We start from the raw sequence: 22,895 nt of genomic DNA on the forward strand, positions 1-22,895 counted from the left end.
ACTTAAATAGCCAGCAGAGGCCTGACAAGACCTTAGCTTTGCTATACCTTTTTTGAGCTATCCTTTTTCACCACCACCATTCATTTTGGGGCTTGACTTTTAATAGTTAATCTTTCTTCCATCAACGTGGCAGTTCTACGCTGCCGCCTTTGCTGATAATTTTTAATTGTAAGTTCTAAATTTAGGGAACCTTGACGGTTTCCCTCGGAATTTGTCGATAGCATAAAGAAAGGCGGCCCTTATCCATAAGATAAAGACCGCCGTATGCGCTGACTATGTATGATACTGTTTTTGCAGCCCCTCATCGGCCTCACCTCACTTTTCCCAGGGGATGGGTAGACTGTCACAGTAAGAGTTTATCTTGGAGAAATCATCAGGACTTCATCGAGAAATGTAAAATCTCCTTTCTTTTCGTCGCATTTTGGTTTTTTATAATGGCAGAAAATAGCGCCGGACACAGAGGCAGATTCTGCGTCCGACGCTTTTGGTATGCTATTTCTCAATTTTATATCCCACTCGGAAAACGGTCTTGATGTATGTGGGGTGCTTGGGGTCAGGCTCCAGCTTGCTTCGCAGCCGCCAGATTGTGTTGTCCACCGTGTTGGTGCCTAATTCATAGTCCTCGCCCCAGGCCGCATTATAGAGCTGCTCCCGACTAAACACATGACCAGGGCGGCGAGCCATGCAGCAAAGAATAGAGAACTCGCCGTAGTTCAGGCACACCTCTACACCGGCCTTCGTAACTCGCCGTTGCTCTGGGAATATCTCAATATCTCCCAGAGTCAGGGCAGAAGGATCAAGGTCAGCGGCATGAAGAATCTGAACATCTTTTCCCTGTAAGGCTCCCAGGATGGAGCGAAAGATACTTCCGTCTGGGTCAGAAGTACGGATGACAATAATCTCTTTCATACAATTCCCTCCGTTGGCCGCCAATCCTGCACCGGGCAAAGAGAAGCGGCGGTCTTGATCTCTCAAAACCGCCGCTGGGATATGTGGAGTGAGCGTACGAAAGCAACCTGCCCGGCAACGGTTTTTTTCTTTCCCTATCGGGCGGGGCAGGATGACTTCGTATTTAGATTTAGTGACTTATTCGATGGTTTCTATCGAATCTACAATACTCATATTTGAGATTTTCCGTAAAGGAATCGCTGTTGCCAATAAGCAAGCGCCTACTGCCAAGAGGGTTGCTTCGAGGATAGACACGACAGGGATTGCGACAAGCTGAATGGTATCACTGGTAGCTGCCTCAATAAAGATCGTACAAATATATCCCAGAATACTGCCAATTACAGAAGCAGTTATCCCGTAATATGCACCTTCCCAAAGAAAAGTCTTGTAAAGACTTGACGCACTCATACCAATGGCTCTCTGCATACCAATTTCCGTTACTCGGGTGTGGATATTGGTGTAGACGGTATTGATAATATTGAGAATACCAATCAGGCCGACAAAAAGGATCAGCCCCCATGCCAGCATTTGAATTTGAGCAAAGCTCTCTTGTAGCTGCTGGTCGGTTTCTTCATACGACAGGAATGTTGTCCCCGGTGTCTGCTTACAAAAATCCTCAACAAATGTATCAAAGGTTTCCCGGTCTACGTCTTTATTCAGCGTAGGTAAAAACTCGGAATAGGTGTTTTTCCCTGTCAGTTGTTCGTAAATGCTATCATCGACAATCACCTGAACACCATTTGTAAAACCGCCATTCCCGATACCAAGATAACCTTCATAACCATCCAGCGTTTCCAATACTGCTAAATCTGCACCTGCAACACAGATGGTAGAACCTGCTTCAATACTTGTAAATTCCAACGGTTCCTCGCCGTAGCTAACGGAGATCGGATTGCGTACCACGCAAGCATTTCCTGACTTTAGTTCCTCAAGCTGATCCGCGGATAGTTCTGAACCCATAAAATAATCCCAGTATTCATCATTAAGGCCAATAACCTGAAAAGTCTCACCAGGCTTTAATGCAAACCCAATATCAATGCCGTCAGGTTTGCCCGCTTCATTCTGCTCGTAAAGAGAAAATTGAATAGCGGCCACACTTTGAACGGACTCGTTTTCCTGCAACTCACGTAAAGCATCCGCAGAAAATCCCACAGTTTCATTTGTAATCTGATAATCACCTAAATGGCTCTCCTGAAGGGCGCTGGCCGCATTTAGTATTGTCGTAAATCCTTGCAAGGCAATAAATACTGTGATACTCATAATCAGGGACAAAACTGTTATTGCTGTCCGCCCCTTATTTCTTTTCAAGTTGAGCCGTGCATAATATGCTTCAAAGTTGCGTATTTTTCTGGTTCGGCGTTTTCTGCGATGGATTTTCAAATTAGTTCCAGACATTGCCATAATGGGAGATACTTTTGCAGCAGACCGTGCTGCCGGCAATGCGGCAAACATGGCAAAGATTAAGGTAATAGCACCGCTGATAATCAACGAAATCACTTTCAGCGAACTGTTTTCTGCAATCAACGCTTGGAGTTCCGTCGCATTTTGAACCAAAAAGAGTTCAGGCGAAATCAGCCCGGTAGCTGCCGCCAAAATCCCGCTGGCACTTAGTGAACCAAGAAGCATACCGACAGGAATACCAATTACACACAGCAGGATTACTTCAATTACAACGATTTGATAAAGCTGACCTTTCTCGCCACCAATCGCCCGTAGCGTTCCGTATCCCTTCATTCGTTTAGATACGGAGATTTTCAAAATGTTGTAGATCACAAGTCCAGCAGCCAACAGGATCAGGAAGGCAACCAATATTCCCGCAACGGCCATAAAAGAAAAGCCGGTGTCATTGGCATCCTCGGAATCCGCAGTATAAGAAATCCCCATTGCGTTCAGATAGACCATATTGTAACTGGTGTCCAATTCGTGGATTTGGAGTTTCCCGTTGATGTCATCAACAATGGATTGAAATGCGCTTTTATCGGCAGTCCGTATATCCACATTATAATAAATATGGGATTGGGGAAGGAGCTGTATAGCCGTTCCTTCTCCAACAACGCCGGTAACTGTGCCACTTACATAACCCAAATAGTTGCTTTCCAAAATTCCCGTGAGGACAAATTCTGCGGTGTATGAATAACTGTCTGCAATATTATGACGAAGGGATTTTTCCAGCGAAAGACTGATCGTATCACCAATATTTCCGTCAAAGCCCAGATACTGCAATACATCTTCGGGAAGTGCGAGTTCCATCGGGGCCTGCGGCAGTTTTCCTTCTTTGATATTTGTGCTGGAAGGATAAATGGACGCATTATCACCTTGATATTCGGTCAATCCAAGGTTTAGGGATGAAGTTAGTTCCATACTACCAAGATAAATAGAAGCGCCTACATAAGAGAGCCTTTCATCCTGTTGCAGCGCATGGAGCTGATCGGCGTCCATTTGTAAAAATGTCGCATAGCGGTTCCCGCCAAGTGCGATTGCCTGTTGTTCCCGCATGGCAGTCAGGACGCCGAGAGATTGCCCGACGATGGTTGTCATCATCGTGGACAATATAACCGCAATAAGGACAAGAACAGAAGTTACTCTTTGTGCGAACAGTTCTTTGATTGCTAATGCCCGGTAGGATTTCATCTTGCTGTCACCTCCGAGAGAATACCGTCTACAATCTGAAACTGGCGGTCTGCCATCCGTGCAATGCGGATGTCATGGGTAATTACAACAAGTGCTTTCCCCATCTTCTTCCACACGCCTTGAAGCAGCTCCATAACCTCGCCGCCGCTTTTGCTGTCCAAATTCCCGGTAGGTTCGTCCGCAAAGATCACATCCGGTTTTGCAATCAAGGCGCGGGCAATCGCCACACGTTGCTGCTGGCCGCCGGATAATTCATGGGGCAGGTGATCCAAACGCCCTTGAATACCAAGCAGCTCCGTGAGTTGTTTTAAGTAGGCTTCATCCGGCTGCTTTTTATCCAGCAAAAGTGGCATAATAATGTTCTCTTTTGCTGTCAGAACGGGAAGCAGGTTGAATTGCTGAAAAATAAACCCGATCCGTTTGCGGCGAAAGGCAGACAGCTCTTTGTCGCTGTAACTGTAAATATCTTTTCCGTCATAGGTCAGGCTACCGGATGTGGGTCTGTCCAAACCTGAAAGCAGGTGAAGCAGGGTGCTTTTGCCGCTGCCTGACGGCCCCATAATCGAAATAAAATCACTTGAAACGATTTCCAAATTTGCATGATCCAAAGCGATAACCCTGTTTTCGCCGCTATTGTAGACTTTGGATAAATCCTTTGCTTCAATATTCATAAAAAACACTCTCCTTAACTTGTGGTATAAGGAGAGTGTAAAATAGAAATCTCAAAAATCGCTCAAGGTTTGAAAGATAATTGAAAAACGGCGATTGCCATTGCCCCAGCCAGAGATTGATTTTTCAAAATCAATTTGCCCCCATGTTTTTCACATAAAAGTTGGCTGCTGTAAAGCCCCATTCCAAAATGTGAAGAATTGCTGCTTGCAGTTTCAAACGGTCTTGGCCCATTCTGAATCAGTGTAGGTGGATACCCCGGCCCATCATCTGATATTTTCAAAAGCAAATAATCTTTTTCTAAAACAACTTCAATGGATAACTTGCTTTTTGCAAATCGAGCCGCATTTCCAATGAGGTTTTCTGCGACTGTAAGAAAAATACCATGATCTAAAAGAACTTCCCCAACCAATGGACACGACAAAGCAATTTTTTTAGTGTTGGCTAATAATCTGGTGGTTTCCTGCAACTCATTTTGTAAAACAGACAGGTCAATCTTTTGGGGATGAACGGAAAGCTGCTCCAATTTTTGAACGCTGCTCATGGCCTCTACATACTGTTCAATACGCAATGTATATCCTTCCAACCTATTTATCGCCTGATCGTCCTGAACGCCTTGCCGAAGCAATTTTACCGTTCCTTTTAAGACTGTGATTGGATTACGCAAGTCATGGGAAAAAGCAGCGTTGAGCCGTTTCCGTTCTTCTGCCTGCTGCCACAGCAAGCGATTTGTTTTTAGTAGTTCTCTCCGCATCACTTCAAAAGCAGCACAAAGCTGTCCCATTTCATCGTTGGACGATACGGGCAACGAAAAGTCTAAATCATTATTCTGAATCCGGGTAATACCATCCCGCAAAATACCAATGGGCTGCTTTAGCTTAATATGATAAAAGAGAGCAACGGAAGTTAGCAATCCTCCCACCGGGAATATGATACAACACGCCATTTGTATAATGTTCAGGATTGTTAGTACACGCTGCTGTGCTGCTGTTGGCTCTGGCAAGGGGATAACGGAACCATCCGATAAAATTTCTACTCCGCCGGACGGATAACCTGTCATAATACCACGGCAAATCAAAATGGCGATACCGAGCAACAGGAACGCAGCAATCAAGCAGAACAAGGATAAGAGCAAAAAAGACTTTTTAAGGCCCATATTTTTCAAGCGTTCCACCGATACCCACACCCCCAAACTGTTTCAATATAATTGTGTAGCGTATGTGCCGCAAACTTAGCTCGTATTTTCCGAATATGCTCCATAATCGTATCGCTGTTTCCGTCTCCATCCAGTCCCCACACAAGTTCATAAATTCGTTCTCGGTCAAAGACTTGTCCGGCATTGAGGGAAAGAAGCTCAACGATTTCAAACTCCCGCTTGGACAACGGGATGCTTTGACTATTGATTGTAGCTGTGCGGGCAGAGTAATCTAACGCTAATTCACCGAAGAAACGAACCGCAGAATTACTTTGGCGGCGCTGTTCTCGTCGCAGATGTGCAGCAATACGCGCTCCTAATTCATCCAGATCAAAGGGTTTCACAATATAGTCATCTGCCCCAGCCTGAAAGCCTATGATCTTATCGCCGGATTCAATGCGGGCGGTCAGGAATAAAATGGGACAAGTGATGTAATCCCGTATTTTCTGGCATACAGTTAGCCCGTCTATATCCGGCATATTGATGTCCAGCAAAATCAAATCGGGGTTGTTGCCAGCCTTTTGAAGTGCTTCTTGCCCGCTATATGCAGTAAGAATATCATATTGGGATTGAAAGTAACTTTGTATCATATCGACAATGCCGCGTTCATCATCAACAATTAGTAATTTAGGGATCAAGGCAATGCACCTCCATTTTTATAAAAATGATACATAGCAAATCTCAAAAAATCCTCAAATTTTGTTAAAGCAAAATTATCTATTATATATTATATCATAAAATAAAGAAAGAAAGTAAAGAAGCTCGTCTATCGTTAGCCTTCTCCTATTTGCTACAGAAATAATAAAACTTTCTGTGCGTATCAACAGTAAAAGGTGGCTTCAGCACACCAATCAAAAATTGTGTTGAAAATAAAGCACAGCGGTACGAAAAATACCGCTGCGCTTCACTATTTTATCTTCAAGAACAAATTGTGCCGGTTCTTTTTTCTGATCTACGGTAAGCATGACAAACAGCTTTTCACCAATCTGTGTGCCATTATCTTCTAAAGCAAGTACACATAGTTTCCCAAAATGATATTCCTCCTATCCGTTTATTTGTAACTGTCCACGTTTTAAATGAAATACCACATCAGCTTGTTTTGCCAGTTCACTTGAATGGGTAACTACCACCACACACTTATTCATCTTGTGGGCGCTCTCTTTCAAAATTTCCGTGATGTCTTGGGCAGTATCCTCGTCCAGATTGCCGGTAGGCTCGTCCGCAAGGATTACCGGGGCCTCGCTTGCCAGAGCGCGGGCAATGGCTACACGTTGCTGCTGGCCGCCGGAGAGCTTCAGCACATTACGCTTTGCTTCTTCTTTCGTCAACCCAAGGCGCTCCAAAATCGGCAGCGGCGGTAGCTTAGAAGTCAATGCCACATTCTCCATTGGCGTGAGATAATCAATCAAATTGTATGCCTGGAAGATAAAGGATACATGGTTTTTCCGGTGGTCCGCAAGGCCTGTTTGAGATATATCCTTTCCGTCGAACAGAATGTTCCCGTTTGTAGGGCTGTCTAAACCACCAAGGAGTGATAACAGCGTGGTTTTACCGCACCCGGACGGGCCAAGTATGGCATACATCTTTCCCAATTCCATTTGGCCGCTGATTCCTTTCAAAACCCCTTGTTTTCCGTCATAGCTGTATTTCAGATTTGAAAATTCTAAAATGCTCATATTATCTGCCTCCTGTTTTAATCCATTTGTGTTAGAATCGCTTTCGGTTTCAGACGGATTACCGTCACCGACGCTGCCAGTACCGCCAGAATCAGGATCAGCGCGCCGACACCATACACTGCCGCCATATCCGCAGAGTGAATAACCACGCTTAAACCTTGAACATCACTGGCAGTTTGGCTGACAAGAAAAGCACCGACCTGATCCGCCAGCAGAGCCGACAAACCAAAGGAAGCTGCCGCCGCAGGAATGGCGATAAAAATGTTTTCCGCCAGGAATTGCAGTACAATCTCCACCTTGCTTCTGCCTACTGCCATCAATATACCAGCCTCTTTCTTCCGGCTCCGCGTCCAAAGGATCAACAAAAGGGTGATAACTGCTGCGCCTGTAATGGCAATCACTGTGACCGCCGTATTTACCATTTTCTGGAGAGAAGAAAGGGGATTGGAAATCAGGTCAAAATCCTCTGTATCCGTAGAAAAAGTGAATGTCTTGCCTTTAATCTCCGGCAGGTTTTGGATGGTCTTGAGGACCTCCTCTACATTTTCAGCCGAATCCACATAAACTTCCAAAGAGCCAAGCTCTATTGCTGGTTTATGAAAAATTTTATAGTAACCATTTACATCAATATATCCTCGATTGGCTGGAATGCCCTCTGTCGTTATCGCATCTTTAGACATTCCCTCGGTGCCGCTGAAGATCCCCACAATTTCAAAGGTATTTTCAGAATCATTGTCCAGATCGTACATAGATATATGATCTCCCACAGAAAGTCCGTTTTTATCCGCAAGCTCCTTAGAAATCATCACAGCAAAAGAATCGTCTGCTTGAATGTGACGCCCTTCTACTAATGTATAAGTACCATTTATAAAATTCTTATTTAACTCGGAATTTAAAACCACTGTATAGGAAGAAGGTCTACCATAACCATTGTTGGAATTTCCGAAATTAAATGAACCAGGAAAGTATTCAAAATCTATCCCGGCTCCCCAATAGCCCCCCTCTCTTTCAGCGTTGTAATTCACTACACCATCAACTTTAGCAATCGCATCAATCACTTCCTGTGTAATATAATCGCCATTATATTGGTATGTAAGCCCATATTCATTCTGTGTAGGGGAACCAAAATTGTCCGGATTGTCGCCGTCAATCTCTACACGGATCGATGCCCCGACGGTCTGCTTTACTTCTTCTGTTCCCTCCGCAGTAGCGTGGCCTACGGATAAGGCAATCAGCGCAGCAGAAGCCAACAGTGTAAAAACCAGCAGCAGAATGATACTTCTTATTTTTTGCCGCCAGCAGTAGCGGATCGCTCGTTTCAAAAAATTCATGCGAAATGCCTCCTTAACTCATTTTTGTTAAAATCTCTTTTGGCTTTAAGCGGAGAATGGCTCCACTGGCCACCAGCACTGTCAACAGGACAGCCGCCAGCTCTCCGGCAAGCAACACACCGGAATTAAGCAGATTTGGCTGCAAATAATTCACTCCGCCGCCACCTGTCTGCAGCGCCGCGGTTCCCGTTCCCTGGGCCAGCGTGCCAAACAGCAGTCCATTCACCGGGCCAGAGCAGAAAAGCCAGAGCAGAAAAGCACTGAGAAATCCAACGATCAGAAGCCCCCATGCCTCCAATCCAAACTGTCCAATGATTTCCATTTTGGGCTTTCCCACGGACAGGTAAATCCCGGCTTCCCGGATACGCCCCCGTATCTGCACCATTAGGATCAACATGAGAATCACAATTCCCAAAGTGGCAGCCAGGGCGATCAGCGCCACAGCCAGGTTTTGAAGATTTTGAAGCTGTCCGGCGATCTGCTCATACTGAAAATCGTTCTCCCGCAGGATGTGATTATCCCAATCTATGGAGTCGATGGCCTCCACACGCTCCAGTAGCGTATCCAGTTCCAAAGGGTCGGCAATGTAAAAGGCAATCTCGCCCTCAAAAACGCCCTCCTGTTGTTCCTGCAAATTTATCAGCAGATGGCTGTCGGAATAAATATGATTTGTCGCTTTCCCGGCGGTAGGGGAATCTGCACTGTCGGCAGCTCCGTCACATTGGAAAATCCCTACAATCTCTACTTCGGCAAAAACCGTCTTTTCCGGGATCGTGTCGATATATACTCCGTCCTGCTGGTCTAAACCGGCGTGGGTAAGGGTGAGTACATCGCCAACTTCCAGGCTGTTTTCCGCTGCCAGCTCTGCGCTGATTAGGATTTTATTCTCATCCTCCGGCTGGATATGGCGGCCAGCAAGCAGTGTATATTCCTCATTCAGAAACACATCTGTCAGTTGGGAATCTCGCACAGCAGTTACCTGGCCCATATTGCTGGCCTCGCTGTCACCAGCTCCCGGCAGAAAATGCAGCTGTTCGCTCTTGGCATAGCCATAGTGTTCCGTGTTGTAGGCTTTCACTTGGCCTCCGGCAGCGTCCACAACCTCATCAATGCTCTTTTGGGAAATGATGGGCGTTGTTCCCTCACTGACCGCGCCGCCCTCAAAGATCATTTCCTGATAGGGGCGGATATAAAAGGCCGCGCCAATATTGGAGCGTAGTTCCTTGGCTGCCTGTCCCGTGCCATTCAAAACGGAAAAGCAGACCAGCAGAAGGGCAGATACCAAAAAGAAAATCAGGAAAAGAAGCGCCGCTTTTCCTTTCTTGCGGGCTAAATAAAGAACTGCCCGCTTGTACATGTGCATAAAAACACCGTCCTTTCATTTGATGGTGCTTCCATCATACAAAAGGACGGTTTATTTTTCGCTTAGATTTGATTTATTTTTGATTTAGTTTTTAGGACAGTAGGGAAAAACCTGGCGAACAGTTTTGATTTTGACATTACCCGAATTATATCGAAATGCCACCGTAAACACCACACCCGTTTCCGTATTTTCCACCCGATACCGGAATCCATGCAGTTCCAGAATTGTCTTGACCAGATACAGCCCCAGGCCGCTGCCGCCGGTAGATTTGTTCCGGGATTTTTCCACTCGGTAAAAAGGTGTGAACAGCACGGGCAGATCTTCCTCCGGAATAGAAGCGCCGGTGTTGGTTACGGTCAGAATAGAAGGCGTAAGATGGATAAAGACATCCGCCCCATCCGGTGAGTGACGGATGGCGTTGCTCAGGATATTATGAATGGCCTTTTCCAGCAGAGAGGCGTTACCAGATACCGTAACATCCTCGACAAGCTGAGAATGAATTGTGATCTGTCGTTCCTGGGCCAGCGGGAGCAGTGTTTCCGTGACTTTAGCAAGCGTGTCAGGTAGCGGCACCGGCTCTGCTTTCCCGGCCAGACCATCCATCTCGATTTTAGAAATTGTGAGAATTTCTTTTACCAGCCGTTCCATATTTTCCACTTCTCTGAGAGTTTCCGGCAGCACTTTTCCTGTGTCCTTATATTTTCCGATCCCCAGGATCATGCTTTCAATCTGGCCTTTTAAGATGGTAATGGGCGTTTTCAACTCATGGGAGGCAGCCGCAAAGAAATCCCGGCGCTGGCGGGACAGCTCGGTGATATGTTCCATATCCTTCCGCAGTTGTTCATTGGCGCTTTCCAGCTCTTTCATGACAATGTCCAACCGCTTTGCCATCGTGTTCAGACTGTTTGCCAATACACCAAGTTCATCCGTGCGGTGAACTCCACACTCCCAGGTCATATCCAAATTGGCCATCCGCTTGGAGACACGACTAATCTCAAGAACAGGCCGCACCAGCACCCGGCTACATAGGAACGCTCCTAATGCTGAGATAAGCAGAATCAGCAGCAATAAGAGGGGCAACAGCTCCAGAAAAGCCATAGTCAGTTCATTACCGGCAGAAACAGGCGCTGTAATGCTGAGATAATAGTTTCCATTCCGATCTGCAAACTTCACATCTACTGCGGTTGTCATAGCTTCTCCACGCTCTACACTCTGCTCATCAACTGTGCCGAAGGTGTGCATTGTGATTCCATCGTTCAAGATCACAGAAGCCCGATTGCTCTGACAGAATTGTTCGATAACATCCCCGGCATCGTCATAATCGGTTTGAGAGAGTGTATCAATGAGTTGTTCAATTTCCGTCTCAACCCGGCTGCTTGCCACAATCGTGTAACTTTGGGGCAGAAGTGTCATCACCATGCCATAAATCAACAGGCTGCACAGGATGAGCAGACCGGCAATCCACAAAAAGGCCTTTGCACTTAGACTGTTTCTAATTTTCTTTACCAAGTCTGTATCCCACCCCTCTGATCGTTTCAATCAAATCCGTGTCCAGTTTTCTCCGCAGGTTCATAATATGGATATTGACGGTTTTTTCTTCCCCGACGAAATCATAGCCCCACACTTCATTGAGCAGATTGTCCCGTGTAAATACCCGGCCTGGGTGGAGCATGAAAAGTTCCAGAAGCCCGTATTCCGTATGGGTAAGGGAAATGGACTTTCCGCTAACAGAAACCGAGTGGCTTTCCCTATCCAACCGGATATTTCCATAGGAAAGTGTGGTTGTGGCTTCTTGGCCCTCCCGTTCTTTTACCCGGCGCAAAACCGCCTCCACCCGCATGAGCACCAGCTTCACGGAGAAAGGTTTCGTGATGTAATCATCCACCTTTAATTCAAATGCCTTGACCTGGGCTTCTTCCTCGTCCAGTGCTGTCAGCATGATAATCGGCACATTAGATTCCTGTCGGATCATCTCGCAGACTGTGTATCCGTCAATTTTGGGCATCATAATGTCCAGCAGGATAAGGGAAAAGGGCTTCTCTCGAAATTTTGTTATTCCCTCCAGGCCATCGCCTGCAACCTCTATGTTGTATCCGGCATCCGTCAGCAGCTCCGAAAGGATAGACTGGATGGCGGTTTCATCTTCGATAATCAAAATTCGCTCACTCAAAATATCACCTCAATCGTATTATAACATGACTTTATTTAGATTTGGTTTAGAAGTGCGGATTCTTTTGTTCATATTATACCTGAACTACGTTAGCAGAAAAAGTGTGCGAATTTGAATTTTGTATCTCTGCTATGTACCCAGCCGGCACACGGCTGGGTTTCTTCTTTTTTGAGGAAGTTAATAGGCCGGGGTGCCATACCCGTAAATCTCATAGTACCCAATGGGGTAGCTATTCTGGCGCACAGAATCACCAGAGTTACCTTCTACGGTGTAGACCCGGCCATTTTCCACTTTCTCCACAATGCCCACATGGTCGGATTCTCCGTCTTGGCCTCCATCGTCCCAATCAAAGAAGATGATGTCGCCAGGACGCGGTTCATAGCTGTTGTCCTGCCACAGCCCGCGTTCCTGGAACCAGGGAACACCCTGGGTTGCGCAGGCTGCAAACTTCGGGATAACCCCAGCTTCAATATAGCCGCCCTGCATGGTGATGATCTCACGGGCCAAATACAGGCCAATGCCGATACCATCCACCTCATGCACCGCTTCTTCCCGGTAAAACCGTTTGAAGATTGTAGCCTGTTCCTGTTCCGGGATGCCTCGGCCCGTGTCGGTCACATCAATTTTCCAGTACATTTCCCAATTCTGAACGGACACATGAATGCTGCCGCCAGCAGGCGTGTACTTCACCGCATTGTCCAGCAGATTGAACAGAGCCTCGGAAGTCCAACGGCTGTCATGGGAAATGGTCAGCCCCTCCGGGCAATCCACGGTCAGTTCAATGTTTTTCTTCTCCATCGGGGCCAGAATCCCGTTGATGGCGCTCACCAAAGTTTCCTCTATTAAAACGTCCTTTTTCTCCAGCGTAATCACACCAGCCTCCAGCCGGGAAGTTTTCACCATTGCCTGAATGAGAAAGTCCAGCTTGTCAAGCTGGCTGCCGGTTGCCTGCAAAAACTCCCGCCGCTGTTCCTCTGAGATCGGACGGGTCAGCATGGTTTCATTGAGCATTTTCAGGTTGGCAATGGGGGTCTTGGTCTGGTGGGAAATGTCCGACAGCAGGGATTGGAGATCGGCCTTTTCCTTTGCGACTGTGTTCCGGTCCTTCTGCATGATGTTGTAGAGCCGTTCCAGACGGTGGCTGATTCTCGCCAGCAGCGTTTCCGCTTCATAGTCCATTTCCGGCCGCGCGGCGCTGTCCATCATGTCATCCAGCGTCCGGCACAGGCTGTCGGTGAATAAGGTCAGCTTCTTTTGAAAATAGTGCAGGAAGATCCCGCCCCATACCAGAAACACAACGGTCAGCAGCCCGCCGTACAAAACCACCCGCAGATTTTTCGTGACCAGAAACAGGCCCAGCAGCACCAGAAAAGAGGTTGCCAGCAGGCCAACCAATGAGCCGCAGAAACTTTTTGACGGACAGATTTTCCAGCTTCATGCCTGCTCACCGCCAATCCACTGATAGCCCATACCATAGGCCGTCTTGATATACTTATGCTCGTCCGTTTCGATTTTCTTGCGAATACGGCTGATGATGGTGGTCAGGGTATGTTCGTCCACAAAGTCCCCGTCAATATCCCACAGTTTCTCTAAAATCTGCCGCTTGGTCAGGATAATCCGGGGGTTCTTCACGAACAGGAACAAGGTGCGGTATTCCTTTGGGGTGAAGTCCAGCGGTTCCCCGGCAAGAGACGCCCGCTGCTCGGAAAAGTCGATTTTCAGAAAGCCATCGTCAAACAGGTCGTGCCGGGGCGTGCGTAGTTCTAGATTGGCAAAGACCGCCGCCACCTTCCTGCACAGCACTGTCACCGAAAAGGGCTTCGTCACATAGTCTGCGCCGCCTGCCTCATAGCCTTTGAGCATATCGCTCTCCTTGTCGTTGGCTGTGATGAAAATAATGTAGGTGTGCTGACCGCGTCCTCGGATTTCTTCGCAAAGGTCAAGCCCGCTGCCATCAGGCAGATTGATGTCCAGGAGCGCAACATCGAACTCGGTTTCTTTCAAATGGGAAACAGCGTCCTTGTGGTTATAGGCCGCTGTGATTTCATATCCATCAGACGCCAGGTTATATCCCAGAGTCCGGTTCAAAAGAGTATCGTCCTCCACAATCAGTATCTTTCTCATGCGCTCACTTCCTTTATGTCATTATACTATCTTTTAGTATAATAGGAAATGTTGCAGAAATGTCCTAAACGGGAACGGACTGTAAAATATTTTGAAGAAACTTACCATGTTATTATTGCTGTATCCGGGTGAATCAAAACTACCGGCACATGGTTCTTCTGTGCATATCTGACACACTGCATTGTACCGGATCGCAGATTCCGCCCATCATCATAAACTGCCACCAGGTAGTTGGCCTGATCTACCATGTAGCAATTTCTCTTGACATAGCTCTCACGGCAATCTTCGTTTCCGATGACTTCTTTTTTGCTGCAATGTTGCAGGATAAACTCCATCCGGCGCTTGCTGCGCTGATCCCACTTGGCATCATGGCCGACAAACGGCAGGGCCACAACCAATTCAATATCTTCGTATCCAGGCTGTTCCTTCAGACGAAGGATTTGTTCAGCCGCCCACATATCAACACCCAGGGCGCCGCCAACATAAAAGCGCCGGACTTCCTTTTCATCATGTAGCTTTCGGAACACTTCCAGCATATTGGCTTTGATCTTCTTACAAAGGGCATAATCTTCACTGTATTTGAACTTGAACCGGCTTGGCCGGTGTCCAGTAATAGCACAAACGCATTCATTCATGCGGTTTCCTCCTGTTCTAATAGCGGTCAACACATAGAAAACAAAAATAACTTATTTAATAAGGCGTAAACGAAATCATCAGCCAAATTATAACACAAATAATGTTCAATATCCAGGGAACCTTTCTGATATGCTAACAATCAGAGAGGTGAACTTATGGACGAAGAATTTATCCGCAATCGGATCACGGAGCTGCGGTTGAAAAAAGGCATTTCTGAATACCAGTTGAGCTTGGAACTGGGACAAAACCGTGGCTACATCCAGGCTATTTCCTCCGGCCGGGCATTGCCTTCCATGAAGCAATTCTTAAATATCTGTGAATATTTTGAAATAACGCCCCTGCAATTTTTTGACGCTACCGAAAACACCCCACAGCTTGTCAAAAAGGCGTTGGATGGCATCAGGACATTATCAGATGATGATTTAATTATATTGCTTGGTCTTATCGCACGGCTGAATCAAGGAAAATGACGGCAGGCGCCAAATGGCTCCTGCCGTTTATCTTTCCCTATATCATCCCCCATTTTCTCATCCACGCAAAATATTATGTAAATTGAATCTTTCTACTTGTTGAGAAGTCAGACTACATGATACAATGGAATGGATTATGACTTGGGGTTCGCATTATGTTAATTTATATGATGATGCTTGAAACTCCAGAGGAGAAGTCGCTGTTTGAACAGATCTATCTGGAGTATCGTGGCCTGATGTTCCATGTGGCCTACGAAATTTTACATAACGAGCAGGATGCAGAGGATGCTGTGCATCAGGCTTTCGTAAAAATAGCAGAAAACATTAAAAAAATTGATGATCCGATGTGTCCAAAAACGCATAGCTATGTCGTTACAATAGTTGAACACCAAGCAATAGATCAGTATAGACGGTTACAAAAACACCCTTCTGTCGAACTGATCGAGGAAATTCAAGGCACAAATGCTCATTATGAAGGGGACAACGATTTGACAAAATGTATTTTGAAGTTGCCTGCCAGGTATCGAGAAATGATTTTGCTGCGTTATCATCATGGGTACACGGTCAGAGAAATCGCAAAGATGTTGGGACTGTCGTTGCCGGCCGCAATTAAACTGGATCAACGGGCCAAAAACAAATTGAAAAAACTATGTGAGGAGGCGGGAATCCTGTGATAAGCAAGGAAATGCTGAAAAAAGCGGCGGCTGAAGCGGATCAGGCAATCAGGGATTCGCTCCCCGCTCCAGCAGAATGTGAACATGAGTTTTCCCCATCGTTTCAGAGAAAAATGCGCCGAACTTTTCGGAAAGCAAAACATCCCGTGATCTACAAACTGCCCAAATATGCAGCTTGCTTTGTTCTTGCGGTGGCTCTCGCCAGCGGTACATGGCTGACAGTGGATGCAGAAGCGCGAGCTGCTTTTTTTGCATGGGTACGGGAGCAGTACGAGTCTTTTGTTGAATATGGATTTATTGGTGAACCACCACAAAAAAGCAATGTTGTAGAGTATGATCTAACATGGCTACCAGGCGAATTTCATCTGATAGATAAACAGGCTATTGATGGGAATACCTTGATGATATATGCAGATGATTCTGGGCAACGTATAACTTTTTCCTATTCACATGGAGATAATGCCACAAGCCTGTTTGTAGCATCAGACTATACAGAGGTGAAGTCAGTTCAAGTTGGAAACATTAAAGCAGACTTCTATCAAGCTGGCGAGGAAGCCTCTGCTAATGTACTGGTTTGGTTATCAGAAGAAGATACTTTCTGTTTTTGCATCATGGCAGATCTTTCTGAGGATACCATGATTAAGCTGGCCGAGAATGTCAAAAAAAAATAATTCTAAAATTTTTAAGCAGCTGTCCAAAATGACCTCCTTTATTCGTTTACGGGATATAAGCGAATGAAGGAGGTCATCCCTTTGAAAAAACGATTTTTCCCTATCTTGTTTCTCTTTCTCATGGTGTTTTCCACGACTGCCTATGCAGCATCAACACGAGCGGCAACGGTTACTCCGAACATTTCTTTTCATGGGACAACTGCTAATTGTTCGGTATTCATCGTTGCCGATAAGCCTACGGACGACATCGACGCAGTAATTAAACTATGGCAAGGTGGTCAATGTATCAAAACGTGGGAAAAATCTTCTACAAGCTATCTTGTTTTCAGCGGTGAAGTAGCGGTTACAAAGGGGAAAACCTACGAATTAACAGTTGATGTAAGTATTTCTGGGAAAGAACTTCCAAGATTCTCTGTCAAAGGTACTTGCTCGTAAGATAACACAGGAAATGTATTAAAATACCCATAGACCATACATTTTTGACATGATAAATTCAAACAGTTTGCATTATATTATAGGCTTAGAAAGGAGTTTATTATGAAGAAAAAAATTATGTCCGCGTTGTTACTGTGTGTTATGGCTGTCCTTTTCTGTGTTCCCGCCTTTGCAGCAAACACCTCTGACACGGAAGCATCAGAACCCGTTGTCTTTAAAAGTACAAGCCTTCCGGAGTGGTTCCCTGAAGATGCCCCAGCCCCTGATCCTAACGGCGAAATCGTTACCGTTTATTGGTATGTCGATGAAAACGGTAAAACTGTGACTTATGATCCCCGGGAAAGAAAGACTGTCACTGGGGACGCTGGTACCGCTACCATCTATTGGGTGGACTCTCGTATGATCGGCTGGGGGATTACTTCTAAAACCAAAGGGCCTATGGTCTTTACCGGAAGTGTAACTACCAACCGTGGTCAATTATTCCCTCTCGGGGATATTGAATTTGATGGTGACTGCGGTGGTACCATTGACAATGTTACCACTCGAAAGGGCCAGAATAAAGCTACCCTTTCTGGCATTATGATTGACGCCAACGGACTTTCTATCACGGCGCCCGAAGTGTCTGCCAGTTACTACAAATAATCAGTTGCCATGCAAATATCCCTTATAACAAAGTTACAATTACAATACCAGACCTATGCTTTTGCTGCAAACTGTTTTAGAATTAACGAAAAAATCATGTTCTCTTTTCAAGTAAAGCCACTCGAAGAAGAACAGGCGTTATGCGAAGAATTAAGCAAATCCAGAGGAAGAACAATTTCTTTTTGGCTTAACAATATTCCATTTAGTGCATCTATAGATACTTGTTCTTTCTCAAAAACACAGGACAATAAATACTACCGAGATTTTAATATCATTGTCACAAATCAATTCTTCCTATCTCCAAATTAAACGCACTATAAGCAAGAGGGCCACAAGACACGATCTTGTGGCCCTCTTGCTAACTACCTGACTTGGACTTTACGCTTCACAATACAGTTAAGTTTGGATACCGTAAAGAATTATTTCTAAGAAATAGGTACCCACTGTTGGCATAACGGTAGACTGCTTATAAAGTGTGAGGTCAAGTATCCGCAAAAATAATCCAAAAAAATTTTAGGCAACTGTCCAAAATGGCTTCCGTTATTCGTTTACGGGGTATAAGCGAATTAAGAAAACCATCCATAAAAATGTGTGTTCCGCAGAATATAATCTTCTAAGATTCAATGTTTTGAAATTACAGACTTTTGTGAGAAAGAGGTGATACCGATGGACCTGGAAATTGAGCAGTAATTTTCTTACCCATTTCCCGACTAAAGGAGATGATTCCAATGGTTTATTATATCGTCTAAGAAGGATGCAAGGAGGCAAGGTTGAATGAATAAAAATTCCTTTTCCAAATGGATAACCCTGTCAATAAATACAATCGTTTTTTTAGTTGTTCAGTACATTCTTGGGTGTGCTACTTTTTCCTTTCAACATCACCCAATATTCATTCTATTCTTTGCCAGTGAGATGTATATACTCACAAGGTATTTGAATTTTTTGATTGATACGCTATCCAAAAAGTCACTTGCCTATACAATTTTTATCGTTACATTCCTTCTTTTACTATGCCTATTCCTTTTCATTGGAATACTCCCTATATCTACTCATTTGCAAAAAGTATGAAGGAGGCTATATGCCATGAAGAAAACGACCAAATTCATATCAGCTTTTATGGCTGCTATCCTGTGCTTCAATCTCGTGTCTTTTAGTGCCTTTGCAGCTGAACCATCTGCTACCGAAACTTCTTTTTCTGCTGCTGATCTGGCAACCTATAATCAAGAATTGGCAGATTTCGGCCTGAACGATGACGAAATTCAGCAACTCCAAAATATTACCACAAAAATTGCAAACGCAACTACCATGCGTGAAGTTGATGCCTTAATGGAAAGCTATCACGCCATTTTGGAAAGCACTCCTCTTGCTGCTGCGAAAACCATCACAAGCTATTCCGGCGGCACTCTAACACTGGACTATACTGGTAGTCTTAGCCCGATCTCTAATGTCATCTTTACAAAAGTCATTTATATGGGAAATAAGCAAGTAGAATTTTATCAAAAAGGCATGAACAGCCCTACTTTCGTTACCTTCCTTGTAGATGAACTGATTGGAAAAGGTGTAAGCGTTATCACAAAATCGGTCGCTGCAAAAATTGCAACAGCGCTTTCTGTTCCGGAGTCCGCTGTGGCTTTTCTCATTGGTACATCTGTTGCCGCTACACTGTTTGTATTCCAAAACCTCGAAACTTGGGATTTGAATGATGCCATTGAAAACAGCAGCAATGGAAAAGTTAAACTGGAATACTTCTACAGCACCAATATTGTTTTCCCATACTATCAAGAGTACCAAAACTTTGAGCCGTGGGACAACAATAAGGTTGAAATTCCTGCTAACTACGATTATGATTGGCAATCCGGCGTCTACGATTGCGAATACCTCTCCCAGTAACCCTACTCCAAAGACAACAGCTGTTTTCTTCCATTAGTCAAAAGCCTTTGGATGATGTGGGAACTAAGGCGATATATGACTATTTGTAGACACAAAACGCTACAAACATTCTTCCAGCCGAAAGAATCGCTGTTCGCACTATATTCCCATCCAACAGCCTGATCCAATCCTATTTTACTTGGCTGTTTGATTAAAATGTGCCTATCAACAGCACAGCTATTTACTTTTTTCTTCATCCGTAAGTATCTGTTCACCTGTACGGTTCAAGGGGGTATAAAAATGGACTGCCCCCCAGTCCACATACGAATCGGGCGGCAATTCTGCCGCCCGATTTTTGTTTCAAAGCCATCTGCAAAGGAGTAGGAATCCACTGTCGGCAAAGTGGCAGACTGCTCCCCAGGCGTGGGATCAGGGGCGTTACAGGCATCAACAGGGACATTTTCCGGCTGCACTACCGGGGATTCATCAGACGCATCATCTTCCGGCACAGGTGCGTTTTCCGGCTCGCCAGGGCAGGGCAAGTCAGAGCATAAGGTATAGAGATTGCTGGTCTGTCCGCCGTTCTTACGCTCGTCAAACCGGGCCTGTTTGACGATATATCCCGCCTTCACCAGCTCATCCAGTGCTCGCTTTACGGTAGACACCCCATAGCCGCACTTGGCGGCTATGGTCTTGATAGAGGGGAAACACTCACCCTCTTTGTTGCAATGCAGGACCAGGACTTGCAGCACAAGCCGCGCTCTGGGCTTCAGTTCAGAAGAAAATGCCCGCTGCATATACTCAAACTTTGCCATATTCCAATCCTCCCAATCATGTCTTACTGTTACAGGCGCTTTTCTCCTGCAATATACTTCTCCACCAGCGGCCGGTAGATCTGTCCGTTGGCTCGTTTCGCAAACAGGTCGTGGGATGCCGCCGCAATCTGAACATCTTCCCCAAAGAGTTCCATACAGTATTCCTGAATTTCCTGCGGTACACAGATCGCTACCGGGCGCACTTCCAACGAACCGCACTCGGACAATGCCTTGTGGAACACCGGAATCTCATAGGGCAGGACACTTCCGCACAGGAGCCGGTGATCCGCGTCACGGAAAATAGAGGTGGGCGTCTGCATCACGCCGCAGTCATAGATGATAAACTGATACTCCTTATCCGGCTCGTTGGTCAGGTAGCAGTCGATCCCATCAATGGTGTAATGCTCCCCATCCGGTGCCGCTTCGTAGATATTCAGCAGGAGCTGCAGGTGGCGGTTCTGATTGACTTCGATATACGCCACCTCCGCACCTCTGGCCGCCAGCCAAGAGGCCAGGTTAAAGGCCGTCACCGTCACGCCGCTTCTGCGCTGCGAACCGGCCACGGCAATACGGATATTCCGGGCGTTCCAGCGGTACGGAATAATTTCATCCGGCTCCGGGGCTTTCTCACGCTGAGTAACTGGCTGTTCGTAGACGGGAGCCTTTACCACATACCGCTGCATCCCATCTTCGGAAAGTGCTTCTGTCAGCTCGTCCAAGGCGTCCTCCATCGTTTCACCCGTAACCAGATTCACAACGTCGATGGACAGTAACCGCTGTACCTCGCCGTTCACATCCTCGCAGCCGGAGAGGATGACGATGATCCGGGCGGAGAACATCATCTGAAAGGATTGCAGGGCAAGGGTGAAATCATTGCCGCTTTCCTCGATACACGCCGCATCCACCACAAAGAATTTGGCGTTGGCATAATTGCGCATATCTTTGGTAACGAAACTTTTCAGGCTGAACCGGCCGACCAGTTTTTTGGCGGGCAGAGTCATATTCCGCACAGCGGGGTCGATCAGGTTGCTTTTCTGGTTACTCGTCAAGTACAACAGCATAGGATTCACCTCCCATATTTTCAGCACTGGTTTTGTCATCCGCCCCACCGGTCAGCAAGAGGACGATGCCCACCACTACGATCACGATGTAGATAAACAGTTCAATCAGCTTGTTTCGGTTATTCATATCGCACCCCTTTAGTAGATCGCCCACAGGGGACCGCCTGCTGCGGCGCCCTTTCTGGCCTCATCCAGAATAATTGATATATCCCATTCCTGTTCGCTTCGTTTTTTACTGGCAGGATCGGCCACCAGGATTTTTCCTTCAGAGGTCACTCCACGCAGCACCATAAAGTGACCACTGGATGTGAAGTGGCCTTTCGACATGAGTGCCACAATCAATTTCCCGGATGCCAAAGCATCCACCACAGCTTGCGGGTCATCGGTGCTGATGCTTTCCCATTGAAGCCCAAAGCCCTCCGCAGCCCCCGGTATCAACGAGTGATAGGACCCGTTGCCGGAACACCAATAGCCGTTCTGATACGCCCATTCTGCCATTGTGGGGGGATCAACAGTCTGGTCTGTCAGGCTGGATACCACAATCGCCATAGAGGTCGGGCCACATCCATAACCGCCGATATTATCGGTTCCATACGGAAGATCGGCCCAACGCTCATCCAACTGATTGTAGTAGACAACTTCGGTTGCCCCATCCGTAAAGATGACGCCCTCATAGCTCTGACCACTACCGTCTATATAGTCTTTCTCATAAATGCCGAGCTGCTGGTTGTAACCATATTGCTTCTGAAAATCCTCTACCACGTTTACCTCATCACCAATCAACCATTGGGACAGCACGGAAAAGGGGCTGGTAATGAGGTACAGGATGAAGGCAATCAAAAGCAAAAGCCCCAGAACCGGGGCCAGGATCATAAACAGGATTCTTTTCCGGCTCTCGGAGTCGGTAGCCGCCTGCATAGCTACCTTTGCCAAAATTTTTGCAGTCAACGGATCAACAGCCAAAAAATCACCTCCATAATCAGTCCGGTTCCATACCGGGGGCTTCCATCATCTGCTCCATTTGCAGATTGAACGCCTCCCGCCGTTTACCGGCGCTGTCGTCAATTTCAAACACCTTTTCTCCTTTGTCATTTTCCCGGACAGATACCATGTAGTCCCCATTGGCGATGAAGCAGGCCGTAAAGAGCGCCCGAATCGCCGGGGCAGGCATCCGCGAAATCTCAAAAGGAGTAGCAGCACACTTGCTGTTCCAGGAAAAGAGGTTGCGGGCGGCATCCGCCGTAATCTTCATCCAGTCATATTCAAACTCCTCTTTCCGCATCATCTTGGTAAAGTCGATTCCCTCCGGGCAGAGGTAGCGATCCATCTTCTGAAAGAGAGCCGGATGGGAAGCCATCAGGAAAAGGGCGGCATGGTAGGAAGCGTCCAAATCACTGCCCCTCCAACGTATGGCAGCCATCTTGTTGACCAGGTATTCGTATCGTTCCGCATGATTCATCTGAAAACCTCCTGTGTGGAATAAGTAAGGCGACCGGGATTGCTCCCGGCCGCCAC

The 22,895-nt window shown here is 46.3% G+C and carries 24 protein-coding genes and 1 pseudogene; 6 read left to right on the forward strand and 19 right to left on the reverse strand.

Going from position 1 to position 22,895, the window contains the following annotated elements; translation table 11 throughout:
• Window positions 1–492 precede the first annotated feature (492 nt).
• From B5G42_RS13480 to B5G42_RS13540, 14 genes and pseudogenes are all read right to left on the reverse strand, one after another.
• Window positions 493–909, reverse strand: coding sequence for a winged helix-turn-helix domain-containing protein (locus tag B5G42_RS13480; protein ID WP_087271327.1), 417 nt, complete (start codon window positions 907–909; stop codon window positions 493–495).
• Between the two features lie 177 nt (window positions 910–1,086).
• On the reverse strand, window positions 1,087–3,579 hold the full coding sequence (locus tag B5G42_RS13485) for an ABC transporter permease (RefSeq protein ID WP_087271331.1): 2,493 nt from the start codon (window positions 3,577–3,579) through the stop codon (window positions 1,087–1,089).
• Window positions 3,576–4,250: an ABC transporter ATP-binding protein gene (locus tag B5G42_RS13490; RefSeq protein WP_087271334.1), complete on the reverse strand. Its 675-nt coding sequence runs from the start codon at window positions 4,248–4,250 to the stop codon at window positions 3,576–3,578. Before B5G42_RS13490 ends, B5G42_RS13485 begins: the two co-directional genes overlap by 4 nt.
• 62 nt (window positions 4,251–4,312) lie before the next feature.
• On the reverse strand, window positions 4,313–5,422 hold the full coding sequence (locus tag B5G42_RS13495; protein WP_343286703.1) for a HAMP domain-containing sensor histidine kinase: 1,110 nt from the start codon (window positions 5,420–5,422) through the stop codon (window positions 4,313–4,315).
• Window positions 5,410–6,081 carry a response regulator transcription factor gene (locus B5G42_RS13500; RefSeq protein ID WP_206406193.1) on the reverse strand — a complete coding sequence of 224 codons (672 nt, stop codon included), beginning with the start codon at window positions 6,079–6,081 and terminating at the stop codon, window positions 5,410–5,412. The genes B5G42_RS13495 and B5G42_RS13500 overlap by 13 nt, the downstream gene beginning before the upstream one ends.
• A gap of 405 nt (window positions 6,082–6,486) precedes the next feature.
• The gene (locus B5G42_RS13505; RefSeq protein ID WP_087271341.1) at window positions 6,487–7,119 is read right to left on the reverse strand and encodes an ATP-binding cassette domain-containing protein; all 633 of its coding nucleotides are present in this window, start codon (window positions 7,117–7,119) and stop codon (window positions 6,487–6,489) included.
• 17 nt (window positions 7,120–7,136) lie between these two features.
• Entirely contained in the window at window positions 7,137–8,450 is a 1,314-nt protein-coding gene (locus tag B5G42_RS13510) for an ABC transporter permease (protein WP_087271344.1), read from the reverse strand.
• A gap of 13 nt (window positions 8,451–8,463) precedes the next feature.
• The gene (locus B5G42_RS13515) at window positions 8,464–9,813 is read right to left on the reverse strand and encodes an FtsX-like permease family protein (protein ID WP_087271347.1); all 1,350 of its coding nucleotides are present in this window, start codon (window positions 9,811–9,813) and stop codon (window positions 8,464–8,466) included.
• Window positions 9,814–9,897: 84 nt separating this feature from the next.
• Window positions 9,898–11,322, reverse strand: coding sequence for a sensor histidine kinase (locus tag B5G42_RS13520; RefSeq protein WP_087271350.1), 1,425 nt, complete (start codon window positions 11,320–11,322; stop codon window positions 9,898–9,900).
• The gene (locus B5G42_RS13525) at window positions 11,306–11,983 is read right to left on the reverse strand and encodes a response regulator transcription factor (protein WP_087271353.1); all 678 of its coding nucleotides are present in this window, start codon (window positions 11,981–11,983) and stop codon (window positions 11,306–11,308) included. The genes B5G42_RS13520 and B5G42_RS13525 overlap by 17 nt, the downstream gene beginning before the upstream one ends.
• A gap of 177 nt (window positions 11,984–12,160) precedes the next feature.
• The gene (locus B5G42_RS18495) at window positions 12,161–12,469 is read right to left on the reverse strand and encodes a CHAP domain-containing protein (RefSeq protein ID WP_206406194.1); all 309 of its coding nucleotides are present in this window, start codon (window positions 12,467–12,469) and stop codon (window positions 12,161–12,163) included.
• Window positions 12,452–13,421 (reverse strand): annotated as a pseudogene (locus B5G42_RS13530) (HAMP domain-containing sensor histidine kinase); the annotation flags it as partial. The gene B5G42_RS18495 and the pseudogene B5G42_RS13530, both read right to left, overlap by 18 nt.
• Window positions 13,418–14,107, reverse strand: a complete 690-nt coding sequence (locus tag B5G42_RS13535) for a response regulator transcription factor (RefSeq protein ID WP_087271356.1) — start codon at window positions 14,105–14,107, stop codon at window positions 13,418–13,420. The gene B5G42_RS13535 and the pseudogene B5G42_RS13530, both read right to left, overlap by 4 nt.
• Before the next feature lie 101 nt (window positions 14,108–14,208).
• A complete protein-coding gene (locus B5G42_RS13540; RefSeq protein WP_087271359.1) occupies window positions 14,209–14,742 on the reverse strand; it encodes an SLOG family protein in 534 nt (177 codons plus the stop codon).
• 156 nt (window positions 14,743–14,898) lie between these two features.
• On the opposite strand from B5G42_RS13540, the gene B5G42_RS13545 reads away from it, so the two are divergent.
• From B5G42_RS13545 to B5G42_RS13570, 6 genes are all read left to right on the forward strand, one after another.
• Window positions 14,899–15,213, forward strand: a complete 315-nt coding sequence (locus tag B5G42_RS13545) for a helix-turn-helix transcriptional regulator (RefSeq protein WP_087271362.1) — start codon at window positions 14,899–14,901, stop codon at window positions 15,211–15,213.
• Window positions 15,214–15,368: 155 nt separating this feature from the next.
• Entirely contained in the window at window positions 15,369–15,887 is a 519-nt protein-coding gene (locus tag B5G42_RS13550) for an RNA polymerase sigma factor (protein ID WP_087271365.1), read from the forward strand.
• Window positions 15,884–16,558: a DUF4367 domain-containing protein gene (locus B5G42_RS13555; protein ID WP_087271368.1), complete on the forward strand. Its 675-nt coding sequence runs from the start codon at window positions 15,884–15,886 to the stop codon at window positions 16,556–16,558. Before B5G42_RS13550 ends, B5G42_RS13555 begins: the two co-directional genes overlap by 4 nt.
• Window positions 16,559–16,639: 81 nt before the next feature.
• Window positions 16,640–16,993 carry a hypothetical protein gene (locus tag B5G42_RS17950; RefSeq protein ID WP_140399856.1) on the forward strand — a complete coding sequence of 118 codons (354 nt, stop codon included), beginning with the start codon at window positions 16,640–16,642 and terminating at the stop codon, window positions 16,991–16,993.
• A gap of 102 nt (window positions 16,994–17,095) precedes the next feature.
• Window positions 17,096–17,635: a hypothetical protein gene (locus B5G42_RS13560; protein WP_087271370.1), complete on the forward strand. Its 540-nt coding sequence runs from the start codon at window positions 17,096–17,098 to the stop codon at window positions 17,633–17,635.
• A 1,083-nt stretch (window positions 17,636–18,718) separates the two neighbouring features.
• Window positions 18,719–19,525, forward strand: coding sequence for a hypothetical protein (locus tag B5G42_RS13570; protein WP_087271376.1), 807 nt, complete (start codon window positions 18,719–18,721; stop codon window positions 19,523–19,525).
• 263 nt (window positions 19,526–19,788) lie between these two features.
• Here the strand turns inward: B5G42_RS13570 and B5G42_RS13575 are convergent, their stop codons facing one another.
• The 5 genes from B5G42_RS13575 to B5G42_RS13590 are packed head-to-tail and all read right to left on the reverse strand — an operon-like array spanning window position 19,789 to window position 22,839.
• Window positions 19,789–20,319: a helix-turn-helix domain-containing protein gene (locus B5G42_RS13575; RefSeq protein WP_087271379.1), complete on the reverse strand. Its 531-nt coding sequence runs from the start codon at window positions 20,317–20,319 to the stop codon at window positions 19,789–19,791.
• A gap of 29 nt (window positions 20,320–20,348) precedes the next feature.
• A complete protein-coding gene (locus tag B5G42_RS13580; RefSeq protein ID WP_087271382.1) occupies window positions 20,349–21,380 on the reverse strand; it encodes a hypothetical protein in 1,032 nt (343 codons plus the stop codon).
• Window positions 21,358–21,507 (reverse strand): hypothetical protein, encoded by a 150-nt coding sequence (locus tag B5G42_RS18385; RefSeq protein ID WP_006354152.1) that lies wholly within the window; start codon window positions 21,505–21,507, stop codon window positions 21,358–21,360. Before B5G42_RS18385 ends, B5G42_RS13580 begins: the two co-directional genes overlap by 23 nt.
• 11 nt (window positions 21,508–21,518) lie before the next feature.
• On the reverse strand, window positions 21,519–22,343 hold the full coding sequence (locus tag B5G42_RS13585; RefSeq protein WP_087271385.1) for a C39 family peptidase: 825 nt from the start codon (window positions 22,341–22,343) through the stop codon (window positions 21,519–21,521).
• 16 nt (window positions 22,344–22,359) lie between these two features.
• Complete coding sequence (locus tag B5G42_RS13590) at window positions 22,360–22,839, reverse strand: hypothetical protein (protein WP_087271388.1); 480 nt, start codon at window positions 22,837–22,839, stop codon at window positions 22,360–22,362.
• Window positions 22,840–22,895: the final 56 nt, after the last annotated feature.

This window comes from Flavonifractor sp. An91 (assembly GCF_002159225.1).
GTDB classification, from domain to species: domain Bacteria; phylum Bacillota; class Clostridia; order Oscillospirales; family Oscillospiraceae; genus Flavonifractor; species Flavonifractor avicola.